Genomic DNA, 14603 nt, shown 5'->3' with positions numbered 1-14603 from the left:
CGTGACCGGCGGTCTCCGCCAGCAGGCCGCCGACCGGCGCCGGCGGGACCGCCGCCGCGCAGTGGTTCACCGGGCGCCGGCGGTCGACGGAAGGACGCTTTCGTGCCCAGGACCAGGCTCAGCACGCGGCTCGGTCGCCGCACCCTGCTTACCCTGCTCGCCAGCGTCGCGCTGGTGCTCGGCGGTGCCGCCGTGCCCGCGTACGCGGAGCCCGGCGAGGGCGGCAGCAAGAAGCTGCAGGACGCGTTGGAGCTGACCGCCAAGGGCCACATCGAGGCCAAAGCCAAACTGGACAACTCCAAGCGCCGGCAGACGGCGCTCACCGGCGAGCTGGCCGCGGTCGAGGGCCGGCTGGTCGGCCTCAGCGCCCAGGTTGGCGAGGTGGCCGCACAGTCCTACCGCGTCGGCCGGCTCACCGCGGCGTCGATGCTGCTCAACACCGCCACGCCGCAGGCGTTCCTGCAACGCGCGAGCGACCTCGACCTGATGGCCCAGCGGGACAGCAAGCGGCTGCGTGATCTCGTCGAAGCCCAGCAGCAGGCGAAGCAGGCCAAGGTCGCCATCGACGCCGAGGTCCGCGAGCAGCAGAAGCAGCTCGCCGTGATGGCGAAGAAGAAGAAGGAGGCCGAGGCGGCGCTCGCCGAGGTCAGCTCGGGCGGCAGCAACGGCTTCAGCGGCGGCAGCTCCCTCTCGGCGAAGCCGGCCCCGCGCAACCCCGACGGGTCCTGGCCGTCGGAATCCTGCTCCGTGAACGACCCGACCACCTCCGGCTGCATCACCCCGCGCACCCTCAACGCGCTCAAGCAGACCCAGGCGGCCGGCTACAAGCGGCACGTCTCCTGCCACCGCAGCGGCGGTGGCGGCGAGCACCCGAAGGGTCGGGCCTGCGACTTCGCGGCTGCCACGAACGGCTTCGAGGACCGCTCGGCGACCGGCGGCGACAAGGCGTACGGGGACAGCCTGGCCGCCTGGCACGTGCGCAACGCCAGCCGGTTGGGTGTGCTCTACGTGATCTGGTACCGGCAGATCTGGCACCCCGGCACCGGGTGGCGCTCGTACAGCGGCAGTGGTAGCCCGGCCGCAGATCACACGAACCATGTTCATCTCTCGATGTACTGACCCGAAGCACCAGCTTCGCTGCGTACCATCGCGACGATGAGCTCCCCACCGCCCGACGTAGCGACCCCGCCGGCATCCTCGGCCACACCCGTGCCGGTCACCGGCCGGGCGCTGCCCAACGGCCTGGCCGCGTTCCTGGTCTTCTTCTCCAGCGGCGCCGTGCTGGTGCTGGAGACCGTCGCGCTGCGCCTGGTCGGCCCGTACGTCGGGGTGACCCTCCAGGTGACCAGCTCGGTGATCGGCATAGCGCTGGCCGCGATCGCCTACGGGGCGTGGTCCGGCGGCTGGCTGGCCGACCGCCGCAACCCACGGGGCCTGCTGGCACCGGCGCTGGTGCTCGCCGGCATCGCCACCGCGGTCACCCTGCCCGTCGTCCGGTACGCCGGGGAGGTGCTGCGCGGTGGCGCGGCCAGCGGCATCCTGCTGCTGGTCTCGCTGGCCGTGTTCGTGCCGGCCGCGCTGTTGGCCGCGGTCACCCCGCTGGTCGTGAAGCTCCAGCTCGCCGACCTGCGCCGCACCGGCCAGGTGGTCGGTCGACTCTCCGGAATCGGCACCCTGGGTGGCATCACGGCCACCCTGCTCACGGGCTTCGTGCTGGTCGCGGCCCTGCGCAGCACGGTCATTCTGCTGGCACTGGCGGTCGCGCTCGGGCTGGTCGGCATCGGCCTCGGCTGGTACCTGCGACGGCAGGAGCCCACCGAGCTACCCGGTCCGGCCCGGATCCGGGCCGGGTTGGCCGTGCTCGGCCTGATCGGGGCGGGGCTCAGCACCGTGGCACCGAACCCGTGCGACATCGAGACGGCGTACCACTGTGCCCGGGTCACGTCGGACCCGAACCGGCCCACCGGCCGGACGCTGCTGCTCAACTCGGCCCAGCACTCGTACGTGGACCTCGCGAACCCGAAGCACCTGGAGTACGCGTACACCAAGTGGATCGGCGCCGTCGCCGATGTGGCCGCGCCGGCCGGTCAGCGGCTGGACGCCCTGCACCTGGGCGGTGGCGGGTTCACCGTGCCGAGCTACCTGACCGCCGCCCGGCCGGGCACCGACAACGTGGTGTTCGAGATCGACGGCGGGCTGGTCGAGCTGGGCGAGCGGGAGTTGGGCGTACGCCCGGGACCGGAGCTGCGGGCGGTGGTGGGTGACGCCCGGATGCTGGTCGCCGACGAGCCGACGGACAGCCGCGACCTGGTGGTCGGCGACGCGTTCGGTCACCTGGTGGTGCCCTGGCACCTGGCGACGCGGGAGATGGCCGCCGAGGTCCGGCGGGTGACCCGGCCCGGTGGCGTGTACGTGCAGAACGTCATCGACTACCCGCCGCTGCGGTTCATCCGCGCCGAGCTGGCCACGGTGGCCGCCGAGTTCACGCACGTCGCGTTGATCGCCCCGCCGGAGGCGCTGGCCGAGGAGCGGGGCTCCAACTTCCTCATCGTCGCCTCCGACTCGCCGCTGCCGCTGACCGCCGTGCGCGCCCGGCTGGCGGAGGTCGACCGCGGGGTCAGCCTGATCTCCGGCGCGGACCTGACGGACTTCGTCGGCGAGGCGCTGGTGCTGACCGACGACTACGCCCCGGTGGACCAACTGCTCGCGACCGCCTGAACGGGTGACATTCCTGACCGATTCCGATACTTCAGGTGTAGTCGGGGGCGGCGTGGGCAACAACGGCCACCATGGGTGGTGGGGACCGGAACGGCGCGCAACTGCTCGATGAGCGGTACCGGCTGATCGAGCAGCTCGGCGCGGGTGGCATGTCGGTGGTCTGGCGCGGCTACGACGAGGTGCTCGGCCGCCAGGTCGCGGTGAAGGTGCTGGCCTCGCGGCTGGCCAGCGACCGGGCCTTCCGCCACCGGATCCGGATCGAGGCGCAGGCCGCCGCGCGGCTCTGCCACCCCAACATCACCAACGTGTACGACTACGGCGAGTCCGAGCAGGTCGGTCTGACCGTGCCGTACGTGGTGATGGAGCTGGTCGACGGCGCGTCGCTGGCCAGCCGGCTGGGCCGGGAGAGCAGGCTGCCGTGGCGGGAGGCGGTGACCATCGGCGCGGAGGTCGGGTCGGCGCTGGCCACCGCGCACGCCCGCGGCGTGGTGCACCGCGACGTCACCCCGGGCAACGTCATGCTCACGCCGACCGGGGTCAAGGTGGTCGACTTCGGCATCTCCGCGCTGGTCGGTGAGAGCGAGAAGGGGCCGGACGGCGCGCTGCTGGGCACGCCCGCGTACCTCGCCCCGGAACGGCTGGACAACGGCCAGGTCTCCCCGGCCACCGACGTGTACGCCGTCGGGCTGTTGCTGTACCGGATGCTCACCGGTCGGCTGCCGTGGCGGGCCAGCACGACAACCCAGATGTTGCGCGCGCACATGTACAACGACCCGGAGCCGATGCCGACCGTCCCGGGCCTGCCCGACGAGGTGACCGACCTGGTGGGGCGCTGTCTGGCCAAGCGGCCCGACGACCGGCCGAGCAGCGCCGAGCTGACCCGGACCCTCGCCGAGGCGGCCGGCATGCTGGCGGCGGTGCCGGTGTCGCCGGCCGCCGGGCCCCTGGACCCGGCCATGCTGGGCAGTGCACGTACCACCATCCTTCCGTGGTCGGCGGCGACGGACGCGTTGCCGCTGTCGCGTACCCGTAACCGCACCCGCCGTGGGCAGCGACGTCGGCGGGTGGAGGCCGGGGTGGCCGCCGTCGGCCTGATCGCGGTCACCGGAGCGATGTGGGGGTTCACCTCGCGCAGCCCGGCCGGCGGCAGCGACCGGCCGACCACCGAGGCCCGGATGGGCCTGCCGAAGGCGGCGCCCTGCGAGGTGACGTACGCGCTGCGTTCCGACTCCGGCAAGGATTTCGCCGCCGAGCTGACCCTGACCAACAGCGGCGACGAGGAACTGCGGGACTGGACGATGAGCTTCACCTTCCCCGGCCAGCAGGCGGTGACGAAGGCCGAACCGACGCCGGTGCAGCAGCAGGGGAGTACGGTGCTGGTCCGACCGGCGGCCCAGCGCACCACGCTGGCTCCCGGTGCGGCGGAGAAGGTCACCCTCATGGGCACGTACAACGGGGTGAATCCGCTGCCGGTGGAGTTCCGGCTCGGCGAGGCGACCTGCGGGGTACGCGTGTCCGGGGTCGCCGGCAGCGCGCCGTCCACGGCCCCGCCGAGCAAGGCCGCCACGACGAAGGCCCCGCCGAAGGCGACGACCGGACGTGGCGGCTCCGGTCCGGGCGGCGGTGCGGCGAAGGCAAAGCCCCCGAAGCCGGCCAAGGGCCCCGCGAAACCGGGCAAAGGATGAGGGGCCGGGTGGTCCGGGAAGCTGACCGGGGTCGCAACCGCCAGCGAAGGTGACGGTCAGCGCCGTCCCGCGAACCGCTGCACCTGGTCGATCCCACCCTCCACGATGAGCAGCCCACCCGGGGGGAGCGCCGTGTCGTCCGAGGCGTACCGGAAGCGTTCGCCCGGCAGTTTGGCGCCGACCACCCGTACCCCGTAGCGCTCCTCCGGTCGCAGGTCGAGCAGGGTTCGCCCGGCCAGGGACTCCGGCACGCGGACGGTGGCGATGGCGAAGTCGTCGTCGAACTCGATGAAGTCGAGCAGCCGGCTGACGATCAGGTGCGCCAGGCGGTCCCCGGTCTCCGCCTCCGGGAAGATCACGTGGTGTGCGCCCACCGACGACAGGATCTTGGCGTGCTTCTGCGAGGTCGCCCGCGCCCAGATCTGTGGCAGGCCCAGCTCGACCAGTGCCAGCACGGTGAGCACGCTCGCCTCCACGGAGGCCCCGATGGCCACCACCGCCCGACCAAAACCGGCGATGCCGAGCTGTCGCAGCGCCCCCTCCTCGGTCGAGTCGGCCTGAACGACCCGGTCGAGCTGCGCCGACCAGCGCTGCACCTGTGCCGGGTTGCGATCGATGGCCAACACCTCGCGGTTCATCCGGCTCAGCGACCCGGCCAGGTGGCAACCGAACCGACCCAACCCGATCACCACGATGCCGCCGCTGTCCGCTCGTCTGGCCGACACCTCGCCCCTCCTCCTACTAGCCGACAATGGGTTGTTCCTGGGGATAGCGGTAGAGCCGGCGTCGGGTGTTCAGGGCGATCGCCGACCCGAGGGTGAGGGGCCCGACCCGGCCGATGAACATCAGCACGGTCAGGGCCAGTTGGCCGCCGGCCGGCAGCTCAGCGGCCAGACCGATGGTCAGACCGGTGGTGCTGAACGCGGAGGTGACCTCGAACAGCGCCGCGACGACGCGGACGCCCTCGGTGAGTAGGAGCAGCAGCATCGTCCCGGCCGTGACCAGCGCGACGCTGAGCAGCGCCACGGTGATCGCCTGCCGCTGGCTGGCGGTGGCCACCCGGCGGTGCCCGACCGTCACGTCGGGCTCGCCCCGCAGCTCCGCCCAGATGGTGAACGCCAGCAGGAAGAACGTGGACACCTTGATGCCACCGGCCGTGCTGGCGCTGCCGCCACCGATGAACATCAGCACGATCAGCAGGGGGTAGCTCTCCTCCTGTAACGCGGCGATGTTCAGAACACTGAAGCCGCCGGTCCGGCTCAATGCGATCTGGGTGAACGACGCGAGCATCTTTCCCGGTACGTCGTACTGGCCGATCGTGCTCGCGTTGGTCCACTCGGCGGTGAGCAGGCCGACGAAACCGATCAGCAGCAGCACCACGCTGCCCCAGATGGTCAACTTGGTCGCCACCGCCCAGTGCGCCGGCTGGCGCCACTCGCGGACCGCCTCGAACAGCGCCGGGAACCCGAGCCCACCGATGATCGCGCCGACGGCCAGGGGTAGCGACACCCACGGGTCGCGGCTGAAGGCCAGCAGGCCGTCGGAGTAGAGCGCGAAGCCACCGTTGTTGAACGCCTGCACGGCGTGGAAGACGCCCGACCAGAGGGCCTGCCCGGGTGAGTAGTCGTAGGCCAGCCAGAGTCGACCGGCGACCAGCGCGGTCATCACCGCCTCGCAGGCGAAGACGGTGACCGCGATCCGGCGGAGCAGTCGGCCGACGTCGCCGACGCCGAACTCCGCCGTCTCGGCCTGCACGAGCAGCCGGTTGCGTAGTCCGAGCTGACTGGAGACCACCAGGATCACCAGCGCCGCGACGGTGAGAATGCCGAGACCGCCGAGCTGGGTGAGCAGGGTGATCACCAGTAGTCCCCAGCCGGACCAGTAGTTCGGGGTGTCGGTGATCGCCATGCCGGTGACCGACACGGCCGAGGTGGCGGTGAAGAGCGCGGTGACCAGGGGTGGGCGCTGGTGTTCGGCCGTCGCCCAGCGCGCCATGAGCAACCCGGTACCGAGCAGGATCGGCACCAGGAACGCGAACGGCACCAGCCGCACGGGGTTGCGGAAGAACCGGCGCACCAGACAATCTTCCTTTTCCGCCCGCCGTCCGGAGCGGGAACGGGCATTCCGGAGATTCATCTCCCGGCCAGCCATCGACCAACTGCCGGTCAACCCGAGGGGATCTGCTGAGGCCGCTTCCCCCGACGACAGGAGACGGCGTTGCGACGTACCCTTTCGACCCTCGGCCTGGCCGGCGTACTGCTCGCCGCCGCCGTGGCCGTACCGACCATGGCCGAAGCGGAACCGGCCGCCGACGCGGACCGCTCCCGGGCGAACGACCAGCCGATCGTGATCGGTCACCGTGGCGCCAGCGGCTACCGGCCGGAGCACACGCTGGAGGCGTACCGGCTGGCGATCCGGATGGGCGCCGACTACATCGAGCCGGACCTGGTCTCCACCTCCGACGGCGTGCTGGTCGCCCGACACGAGAACGAGATCTCCGGCACCACCGACGTGTCCGCCCGCCCCGAGTTCGCCACGCGTAGGGCGACGAAGACCATTGACGGCGTCGCGGTCACCGGTTGGTTCACCGAGGACTTCACCCTCGCCGAGTTGAAGAAGCTGCGGGCCAAGGAGCGGCTGCCGCAGGTCCGGGTGGGGAACACCGCCTTCGACGGCCGGTTCGAGGTGCCCACCCTCCAGGAGGTCATCGACCTGGCCCGCGCCGAGGGGCGGGCACGGGGTCGCACCATCGGCATCTACCCGGAGACCAAGCACCCGAGCTACTTCGCCTCGATCGGGATGCCACTGGAGGAGCCGCTGCTCCGGGTGCTGCGGCAGAACAAGATGGACCGTAAGGACGCGCCGGTCTTCATCCAGTCGTTCGAGACGGCCAACCTGCGCCGGTTGAGCCGGCTGACGGACGTCAAGCTGGTCCAACTGCTCGACGCCACCGGCCGCCCGTACGACTTCACCGTCGCCGGCGACACCCGCAGCTACCAGGACCTGGCCACGCCGGCCGGGCTGAGGTGGATCGCCGGGTACGCCGACGGCATCGGGGCGAACAAGAACCTGATCGTGCCGCGAGACGCCGCCGGTGCCCTGCTCGCCCCGACCAACGTGGTGCGCGACGCGCACCGGGAGCGGCTGCTCGTGCACTCCTGGACGTTCCGCGCCGAGAACCAGTTCCTCCCGGTGGACTTCCGCATCGGCACCGACCCGAACGCGCGCGGCGACATCACCGCCGAGTACGAACTCTTCCTCGGCCTGGGCCTCGACGGGGTCTTCAGCGACCACCCCGACACCGCCGTCGCCGCCCGCGCCGGGCTCGCCGGGCACTGACCCACTCCAAGCCTCGGTCGGGAGCCGGTCCGCTCCCGGCCGACCGCCGGGCCGACCATGCCTGGCCCACACGCTGGCCCGTCGTCCGTCACCCGGACGGCGGGCCAGCGGCGGTGGTCGTGGGAGCGGTTCGTGGTGCACCTGCCGGTGGTTGCGGCAGAGCTGCCGGAATCGACCCCGGATGGCTCGCGACGACACACGGGCCGAGTGACCCGTGGGGGTTCGGGCCATCGGGAGACCGCGCCTTCGGGTGGTAGTGCGGCCGGTTGTAACCCCCGGCCACCTCATTCCTGTTACTTGTGTGTTTCCGCCACATAGCTCGTGGGTGACGTCACTTCTAGCGTGAGCCGACACGAAGAAGTTCTCTCCCTCCGAGTCCTCATGTGGAGTCGCGATGACGGTCCGGACGACGCGGCGGGTGTTCCTCTCCGCCGCCACGATGATGGCCGCGGCGTTGGCCGCCACGGCCTGTGGCAGCCCGCAGGACACCGCCACCGGCGGCGGCGACAGCGCCGCGCCGGTCAAGGTCGGCCTGGTGTACTCCCAGTCGGGAGCCCTGGCCAGTTACGGAAAGCAGTACATCGAGGGGTTCAGGGCGGGGCTGGACTTCGCCACCCAGGGCACCGGCAAGGTCGGTGACCGCAAGATCGAGCTGACCGAGGTCGACGACGCTGGCGACCCGGCCAAGGCGGTCTCCGCGGCGAAGGACCTGATCGGCAAGGGCACGAAGATCATTGCCGGCTCCACCGCCTCCGGCGTGGCGCTCCAGGTCGCGCCGATCGCCGCGCAGAACAAGGTCCTGTTCCTCTCCGGGCCGGCCGCCACCGACGCGGTGACCGGCGCGAACAAGTACACGTTCCGCTCCGGCCGGCAGTCCTACCAGGACGTGGTGACCGCCAAGTCGTTCATCGGTGACCCGGCCGGCAAGAAGGTCGTGGTCTTCGCCCAGGACGGCGCGTTCGGCGACGCCAACGAGGCGGCCGTCAAGACCGTCATCGGCGGTGCGGGCGCGACCGTGAGCAGCGTCCGGGCCCCGGCCAGCGCCACCGAGTTCACGCCGTTCGCCAGCCAGATCAAGGCGGCCAAGCCGGACCTGCTCTTCGTCGCCTGGGCCGGCACCACCGCCCCGGCCATGTGGCAGACCCTCGACCAGCAGGGCGTGCTCTCGTCCACCACGGTCGTGACCGGTCTGGACATCCGCGCCTCCTGGCCGACCTTCGGTGCTGCCGGCGCGAAGATCTCCTTCCTGTCGCACTACTTCGACGGGGCCAGCGACACCGAGGCCAGCAAGGCGCTGAAAGCCAAGGTCAACACGATCGACCTGTTCCACCCGGACGGCTTCGCCGCCGCCCAGATGGTGGTCCGCGCGGTGCAGGAGGGCGGGGACGACGTCGACAAGATGGTCACCGCTCTGGAGGGCTGGAGCTTCGACGGGGTCAAGGGCAAGATGACCATCCGGGCCGCCGACCACGCGCTGTTGCAGCCGATGTTCCAGGCCAAGCTGACCGGCAGCGGCACGGCGTTCACGGCGACCGCGCAGAAGAGCCTCACCGGTGACGAGACCGCGCCACCGGCCGTGGCCATGAAGGGCTGACCCATGCTCGCCACCCGCGGTCTGACCTGGCGGATCGGTGAGGTCGCCATCGTCGACAGCGTCTATCTCGACCTCGCGCCCGGGGAGTTCCTGGGCGTGATCGGGCCGAACGGCGCCGGCAAGACCTCACTGTTCAACCTGATCACCGGCCTGCGCCGGGCCACGGAGGGCCGGATCACCCTGGACGGGCAGGACATCGGGGCGCTCCCGCCGCACCGGCGGGCCCGCCTCGGGTTGGGCCGTACCTTCCAGGCGTCCTCGGTCTTCGGCTCGCTCAGCGTGCGGGAGAACGTCCGGCTCGCCGTGCAGGCGCACCGCGGGGGCTCGATGGCACTGTGGCGGCGGGCGGCGGCCGACCGGGAGGTCGCCGCCGCCGCCGACACGGCGCTCGACCGGGTCGGCCTCGCCCACCGGGGTACGGCCCTCGCCGGCACCCTGGCGCACGGCGAGAAGCGCAAGTTGGAGATCGCCCTGCTGCTCGCCGGTGAACCGCGGGTGATGCTGCTGGACGAGCCGATGGCCGGGGTCAGCGCCGAGGACGTCCCCGAACTGGTGGCCGTCATCAAGTCGTTGACCGGCGACAGCGGCCGGGCGGTGCTGATGGTCGAGCACCACATGGACGTCATCCTGGAGTTGGCCGACCGGATCGCCGTCATGCACCACGGTGCGCTACTGGCCTGCGACACCCCGGAGACGGTGATGGCCAACCCCACGGTGCAAGAGGCCTACCTGGGGGAGTCGCTCTGATGGAACCGATCCTCAGCGTGGAGGAGCTGTCGGTCCGGATCTCCGGGCTGCACATCCTCCAGGGGGTGTCCTTCACGGTCGCCCCGACCGGCGTGACCGTGCTGCTCGGCCGTAACGGCGTCGGCAAGACCACCACGTTGCGCGCGATCGTCGGCCTCACCCCGCCCGCCGGGGAGGTTCGCGGCACCATCCGGATGGGCGCGCAGAGCCTGCTGGCCCGGCCCACCCACCGGCTGGTCCGCGGCGGGCTCGGCTACGTGCCCGAGGACCGCTGCGTGTTCGCCGGCCTCACCGTCGCCGAGAACCTGCGGCTCGCCGAACGGCGCGGCACCGAACCGGCGTACGACAAGGTCTTCGCGCTCTTCCCGGAGCTGGACCGGCGCGGACGGCAACGGGCCGGCTCGCTCTCCGGCGGGCAGCAGCAGATGCTCGCGATCGGTCGGGTGCTGCTCAACGACAACCGGCTGCTGCTGGTCGACGAGCCGACCAAGGGGTTGGCGCCGAAGGTGGTGACCGAGGTGGCCGAGGTGCTGGAACGGGTCGCGGAGTCGGTGCCGGTGCTGCTCGTCGAGCAGAACCTGGCGGTCGTACGCCGACTGGCCCGCGACGCGGTGGTGCTGGCCGCCGGCAAGGTGGCCTGGACCGGCGACGCCCGCGAGCTGCTGCTGGAGACCGCGCTGACCAAGTCGCTCCTCGGGGTCGGCTCGGCGGAGGTGTCGCACTCATGAGTACCGTGATCCTGTTGGCGTTGACCGGGCTCGGCCTGGCGGCGCTGTACTTCCTGGTCGCCTCCGGGTTGTCCCTGGTCTTCGGCCTGGCCGACGTGCTCAACTTCGCGCACGGGCTGTTCCTCGGCGTGGGCGCGTACGGCACCTGGTGGGCGGCGGGCAACCTGCCGGGCGCGGGTGGTGACGGGTTCGGGTTCGTGCTCGCGGTGGCGTTCGGGGTGGCCGCCGGCACGTTGGTGGCGATCCTGGTCGAGCTGGTGCTGATCCGCCCGCTCTACTCCCGCACCATCGAGCAGGTGCTGGTCACCGTCGGTCTGTCACTGGCTGGGGTGGCTCTGCTCCAGGCGACCTGGGGTGCGGACGCCCGACCGTTCCCGCGTCCGGACTGGACCCGGCAGGTGACCGGGATCCTTGGCGCGCAGGTGCCCAACGGGGGCCTGCTGCTGATCATCGCGGCGGTGCTGGTGCTCGGGGCGATCCTGGCGTTCCTGCGCTGGACCCGGTACGGCCTGGTGATCCGGGCCGGGGTGGAGAACCGGGAGATGGTGACCGCGCTCGGCATCGACGTACGCAAGGCGTTCACCCTGGTCTTCGCGATCGGCGGGGCGGCCGCCGCGCTCGCCGGGGCGCTCGGCGGGGTCTACTTCGGCACCGTCTCGCCCGGGCAGGGCAGCTCGCTGCTGATCTTCGCGTTCATCGTGGTGGTGATCGGCGGAATGGGCTCGGTGGTCGGCTCCGCGTACGCGGCGGTCGTGGTCGGGCTGGTGCAGCAGTTCGTCAACTACTACGGCACGTCCGGGCTGGGCGACATCTGCGTGGTCGGGCTGCTGGCCGTGGTACTGCTACTGCGCCCGCAGGGCATCGCCGGAAAGGTGGCAACGGCATGACGAACTCCGTGGTCGACGCGCCTGCCGCGCAGGTACCCGCCGAGCTGACCCCGCAGCGGTCGAGGTGGCACCGGGTCCGCCCGTTCCTGCCGCTGGTCGCGCTGGTCGTCCTCGCGATCCTGCCGTACTCGACGATCTCCCTGCCGGGGATCTTCGAGGGGCCGGTCAACTCGCCCGGCACCCTGCAACTGCTCGCCATCTGCCTGATCTTCGGTGGGCTGGCCGCCGGGTACGACCTGCTCTTCGGTCGGACCGGGATGCTCTCCTTCGGGCACGCGCTCTACTTCGCCGCCGGCGTCTACGGCACCGACATCCTGGTCACCCGGGCCGGCCTGCCGCTGTGGCAGGCCGCGCTGCTGACCATCACCGGCGGCACGATCCTCGCCGCGTTGCTCGGCGCGGTGGCGCTGCGGACCGTCGGCATCGCGTTCGCCATGGTCACGCTGGCCTTCGCCCAGGTGGGGGCGATCCTGGTCGCGCGGGACTTCGGTGGGCTCACCGGCGGCGAGGAGGGTCTGCCGCTGGACGTGTCCGGGTTGCCCGCCGGGCTGGTCGGGGTGACGAACACGGTCAACCTGTACTGGTTGGCGTTGGCGTACCTGACCCTGGTGGTCTTCGTGGTGCACCGCGTGAGTGGTTCGCCGACCGGCCGGGTGCTCGCCGGGCTGCGCGACGACGAGCGGCGGATCGGTGTGCTCGGGTTGGACCCGTACCGCTACAAGCTTGTCGCGTTCACCCTGGCCGGTGGGTTGGCGTCGGCGGGCGGGGTGGTCTACGTCCTGATCGTCGGCGGCGCGTCGCCGCACATCACGTCCTCCGAGCTGACCCTGTCGCTGCTGGTCATGGTGGTGCTCGGCGGCCCGGGCACCCGGTGGGGGCCGGTGCTGGGCGGTGTCCTCTACATGTACCTGGACCACCGGCTCACCGCCTTCGGCACGAGCGACGCGGTCGACAACCTGCCGGCCGTCCTCAGCCGCCCGCTGAGCCAGCCGCTGTTCGTCCTCGGCACGGTGTTCATCCTGGCCGTCTACTTCTTCCCCGGCGGCCTGACCAGCCTGGCCCCCCGCCTGTCCCACCTGACCCGTTCCCTCCGCACCCGCCGCTGACCCTCCGCCGCACCCCTTCTGACCCCGTCGATCATGAAGTTATCGCCATGACACGCCGTGTCGAATGGCGATAACTTCATGATCGACGGGGTTTGCGCAATGGGGAGGTTGGGAGATGCAGGTCGCGGTTGTCAGTGGGGGCGGGACCGGGATCGGGGCGGCGGTTACCCGGGCCTTCGCTGAGGACGGGTACGACGTTCTGATCGTCGGGCGGCGTCCGGACGTGTTGACGGCCGCCGCTGAGCAGATTGCCGCCGACTGCGGGCGGCCGGGCGCGGTCACCCCTGTGGTCGCGGACCTGACCGACCCGGGGCAACTCGACCGGGTGCTCGCGGCGGTCGACGGTCGGCCGGTCGACGTGGTGGTCAACAACGCGGGTGGCTACCTGGGCGGGGACACCGGCACGTTGGCCGGGACCGCCGCGCACTGGCGGGCCAACCTGGACGCCAACGTGCTCACCGCCGTGCTGCTGACCGAGGCGCTGCGGCCGGCCCTACGTCGACCCGGCGGGCGGGTGATCCTGGTCAGCTCGATCGCCGCGCAGCGCGGCGGCGGCGGGGCGTACTCGGCGGCGAAGGCGGCCCTGCACGGCTGGGCTTACGACCTGGCGGCTCAGCTCGGCCCGGAACAGATCACGGTCAACGTGGTGAGCCCCGGCTATGTCGCCGAGACCGAGTTCTTCGGCGACCGGATGACCGCAGAGGGGCACGCGAAGCGTGTCGCGGCGACACTGGTGGGGCGGGCCGGGCTGCCGGACGACATCGCCGAGGCCGTCCGCTTTCTCGCCAGCCCGGCCGCCGGTTACGTCACCGGCCAGGTCCTCGGCGTCAACGGGGGCTCGGTCCTCGGCCGCTGATGCACGGGCGCGCCCATGAACGACGAAAGGGCGGCGGCCCCCCGTGTGGCCGCCGCCCTCCTGCGTCGTGGGTCAGCCGTTCAGCATCTCGTAGGCCATCTTCGGCGCGTTCGTCGCGGCGGAACCGGTCGGCACGCTGATCTTCGGCGTGGTGCCGTAGTCGGCGTAGGTGACGACGTAGTCGTACGCCTTCGCCTTGCCGGCGGCCGGGATCTTCAGCGTCAGCGAGGTCAGGTGCTTGTCCGCGTCGACGACTGCGGTGAACGGCACTGTCCTGGCAGCTTCGCCGAGCGCTGCCGCCTCGCCCTCCTCCAGCACCTGGGCCGCATTACCAGTGCTCAGGTCGACGACCCCGACGTACTGCCCGGGGCTCTGCTCCTTGACGGAGGTGGCCGCCTCGATGAGCGGGCCGGCGTTGCCCTGGTCCGCACCGTCGTAGGCCGGGATGGTGTCGCTGTCGGCCAGCTTCGTGCGGTCCAGCTTCATCCACTTGTCCGGGAACTTCGGCAGGCCCGGCTGGCCGCTGAACTTCGCCTTCAGCCAGACCTCCTCGCCGATGAGCAGGAACGACATTTTCGTGGTGATGCCGTCGGAGCCCGGCGCGCCAGTGGTGTTGATCTCGACAGCCTTCGAAGCGGGGTCGACCCGTCCGCTGTGCGTGTTGGAGGAGTCCTTGCCACTGAACTGGAACGTCCCCTCGGTGCCGTCCGGGACGGCGTCGAGGAGCGCCTGCTTCGGGTCGACGGTCGGGCTGGCGCTCGGGCCGCTCTGCGGTGCCGAGGCCGGTTCGCTCTTGGGCCCGCACCCACCGAGCAGGGTGGTCGTGGCCAGCATGGCGGCGACCGCGCCCACCGTCCGTCGGATGGTGCGCGCGCTGCCCGTTGCCTGTGTCATCACATTTCTCTTTCTCGCTGCGTGGCTTGTGCCGATGACCATGTTGTCG

At 71.3% G+C, this 14603-nt stretch carries 13 protein-coding genes; 10 read left to right on the top strand and 3 right to left on the bottom strand.

Annotation, left to right across the window (positions count from 1 at the left end; translation table 11 throughout):
* The first annotated feature begins 144 nt into the window (after positions 1-144).
* The 3 genes from ACQEUX_RS24480 to ACQEUX_RS24470 all read left to right on the top strand — a co-directional run bounded on the left by ACQEUX_RS24480 (position 145) and on the right by ACQEUX_RS24470 (position 4403).
* Complete coding sequence (locus ACQEUX_RS24480) at positions 145-1119, top strand: coiled-coil domain-containing protein (protein WP_433057101.1); 975 nt, start codon at positions 145-147, stop codon at positions 1117-1119.
* Between the two features lie 36 nt (positions 1120-1155).
* Positions 1156-2718: a fused MFS/spermidine synthase gene (locus ACQEUX_RS24475; protein ID WP_433052685.1), complete on the top strand. Its 1563-nt coding sequence runs from the start codon at positions 1156-1158 to the stop codon at positions 2716-2718.
* Between the two features lie 71 nt (positions 2719-2789).
* Positions 2790-4403 carry a protein kinase domain-containing protein gene (locus ACQEUX_RS24470; RefSeq protein WP_433052682.1) on the top strand — a complete coding sequence of 538 codons (1614 nt, stop codon included), beginning with the start codon at positions 2790-2792 and terminating at the stop codon, positions 4401-4403.
* Between the two features lie 56 nt (positions 4404-4459).
* Here ACQEUX_RS24470 and ACQEUX_RS24465 read toward each other — a convergent pair whose 3' ends face one another.
* Complete coding sequence (locus tag ACQEUX_RS24465) at positions 4460-5128, bottom strand: potassium channel family protein (RefSeq protein ID WP_433052679.1); 669 nt, start codon at positions 5126-5128, stop codon at positions 4460-4462.
* 16 nt (positions 5129-5144) lie between these two features.
* Positions 5145-6479, bottom strand: a complete 1335-nt coding sequence (locus ACQEUX_RS24460) for a TrkH family potassium uptake protein (RefSeq protein ID WP_433052676.1) — start codon at positions 6477-6479, stop codon at positions 5145-5147.
* A gap of 141 nt (positions 6480-6620) precedes the next feature.
* On the opposite strand from ACQEUX_RS24460, the gene ACQEUX_RS24455 reads away from it, so the two are divergent.
* The 7 genes from ACQEUX_RS24455 (at position 6621) to ACQEUX_RS24425 (ending at position 13660) form a co-directional block, all read left to right on the top strand.
* On the top strand, positions 6621-7742 hold the full coding sequence (locus ACQEUX_RS24455) for a glycerophosphodiester phosphodiesterase (RefSeq protein WP_433052673.1): 1122 nt from the start codon (positions 6621-6623) through the stop codon (positions 7740-7742).
* A 394-nt stretch (positions 7743-8136) separates the two neighbouring features.
* Positions 8137-9336 (top strand): substrate-binding domain-containing protein, encoded by a 1200-nt coding sequence (locus ACQEUX_RS24450; RefSeq protein WP_433052670.1) that lies wholly within the window; start codon positions 8137-8139, stop codon positions 9334-9336.
* Between the two features lie 3 nt (positions 9337-9339).
* On the top strand, positions 9340-10083 hold the full coding sequence (locus ACQEUX_RS24445) for an ABC transporter ATP-binding protein (protein ID WP_151492453.1): 744 nt from the start codon (positions 9340-9342) through the stop codon (positions 10081-10083).
* Complete coding sequence (locus ACQEUX_RS24440; protein WP_433052666.1) at positions 10083-10811, top strand: ABC transporter ATP-binding protein; 729 nt, start codon at positions 10083-10085, stop codon at positions 10809-10811. Before ACQEUX_RS24445 ends, ACQEUX_RS24440 begins: the two co-directional genes overlap by 1 nt.
* Entirely contained in the window at positions 10808-11698 is an 891-nt protein-coding gene (locus tag ACQEUX_RS24435) for a branched-chain amino acid ABC transporter permease (RefSeq protein WP_433052663.1), read from the top strand. Before ACQEUX_RS24440 ends, ACQEUX_RS24435 begins: the two co-directional genes overlap by 4 nt.
* On the top strand, positions 11695-12804 hold the full coding sequence (locus tag ACQEUX_RS24430) for a branched-chain amino acid ABC transporter permease (protein WP_433052660.1): 1110 nt from the start codon (positions 11695-11697) through the stop codon (positions 12802-12804). The genes ACQEUX_RS24435 and ACQEUX_RS24430 overlap by 4 nt, the downstream gene beginning before the upstream one ends.
* Before the next feature lie 115 nt (positions 12805-12919).
* Positions 12920-13660 carry an SDR family NAD(P)-dependent oxidoreductase gene (locus ACQEUX_RS24425; RefSeq protein ID WP_433052656.1) on the top strand — a complete coding sequence of 247 codons (741 nt, stop codon included), beginning with the start codon at positions 12920-12922 and terminating at the stop codon, positions 13658-13660.
* A 72-nt stretch (positions 13661-13732) separates the two neighbouring features.
* Here the strand turns inward: ACQEUX_RS24425 and ACQEUX_RS24420 are convergent, their stop codons facing one another.
* Positions 13733-14554, bottom strand: a complete 822-nt coding sequence (locus ACQEUX_RS24420) for a hypothetical protein (protein WP_433052653.1) — start codon at positions 14552-14554, stop codon at positions 13733-13735.
* Positions 14555-14603: the final 49 nt, after the last annotated feature.

The organism is Micromonospora sp. CA-259024, assembly GCF_050936255.1.
Lineage (GTDB): Bacteria > Actinomycetota > Actinomycetes > Mycobacteriales > Micromonosporaceae > Micromonospora.
The sequence above is the reverse complement of the archived record's forward strand: the minus strand, read 5'-3'. Positions and strand labels throughout refer to the sequence as shown.

Excerpts from the sequence above, each read along its gene's own strand:
- ACQEUX_RS24475 (WP_433052685.1), top strand. The coding sequence starts at position 1,156 with ATGAGCTCCCCACCGCCCGACGTAGCGACCCCGCCGGCATCCTCGGCC.
- ACQEUX_RS24435 (WP_433052663.1), top strand. The coding sequence starts at position 10,808 with ATGAGTACCGTGATCCTGTTGGCGTTGACCGGGCTCGGCCTGGCGGCG.
- ACQEUX_RS24430 (WP_433052660.1), top strand. The coding sequence starts at position 11,695 with ATGACGAACTCCGTGGTCGACGCGCCTGCCGCGCAGGTACCCGCCGAG.
- ACQEUX_RS24440 (WP_433052666.1), top strand. The coding sequence starts at position 10,083 with ATGGAACCGATCCTCAGCGTGGAGGAGCTGTCGGTCCGGATCTCCGGG.
- ACQEUX_RS24425 (WP_433052656.1), top strand. The coding sequence starts at position 12,920 with ATGCAGGTCGCGGTTGTCAGTGGGGGCGGGACCGGGATCGGGGCGGCG.
- ACQEUX_RS24445 (WP_151492453.1), top strand. The coding sequence starts at position 9,340 with ATGCTCGCCACCCGCGGTCTGACCTGGCGGATCGGTGAGGTCGCCATC.
- ACQEUX_RS24450 (WP_433052670.1), top strand. The coding sequence starts at position 8,137 with ATGACGGTCCGGACGACGCGGCGGGTGTTCCTCTCCGCCGCCACGATG.
- ACQEUX_RS24420 (WP_433052653.1), bottom strand. The coding sequence starts at position 14,554 with ATGACACAGGCAACGGGCAGCGCGCGCACCATCCGACGGACGGTGGGC.
- ACQEUX_RS24470 (WP_433052682.1), top strand. The coding sequence starts at position 2,790 with ATGGGTGGTGGGGACCGGAACGGCGCGCAACTGCTCGATGAGCGGTAC.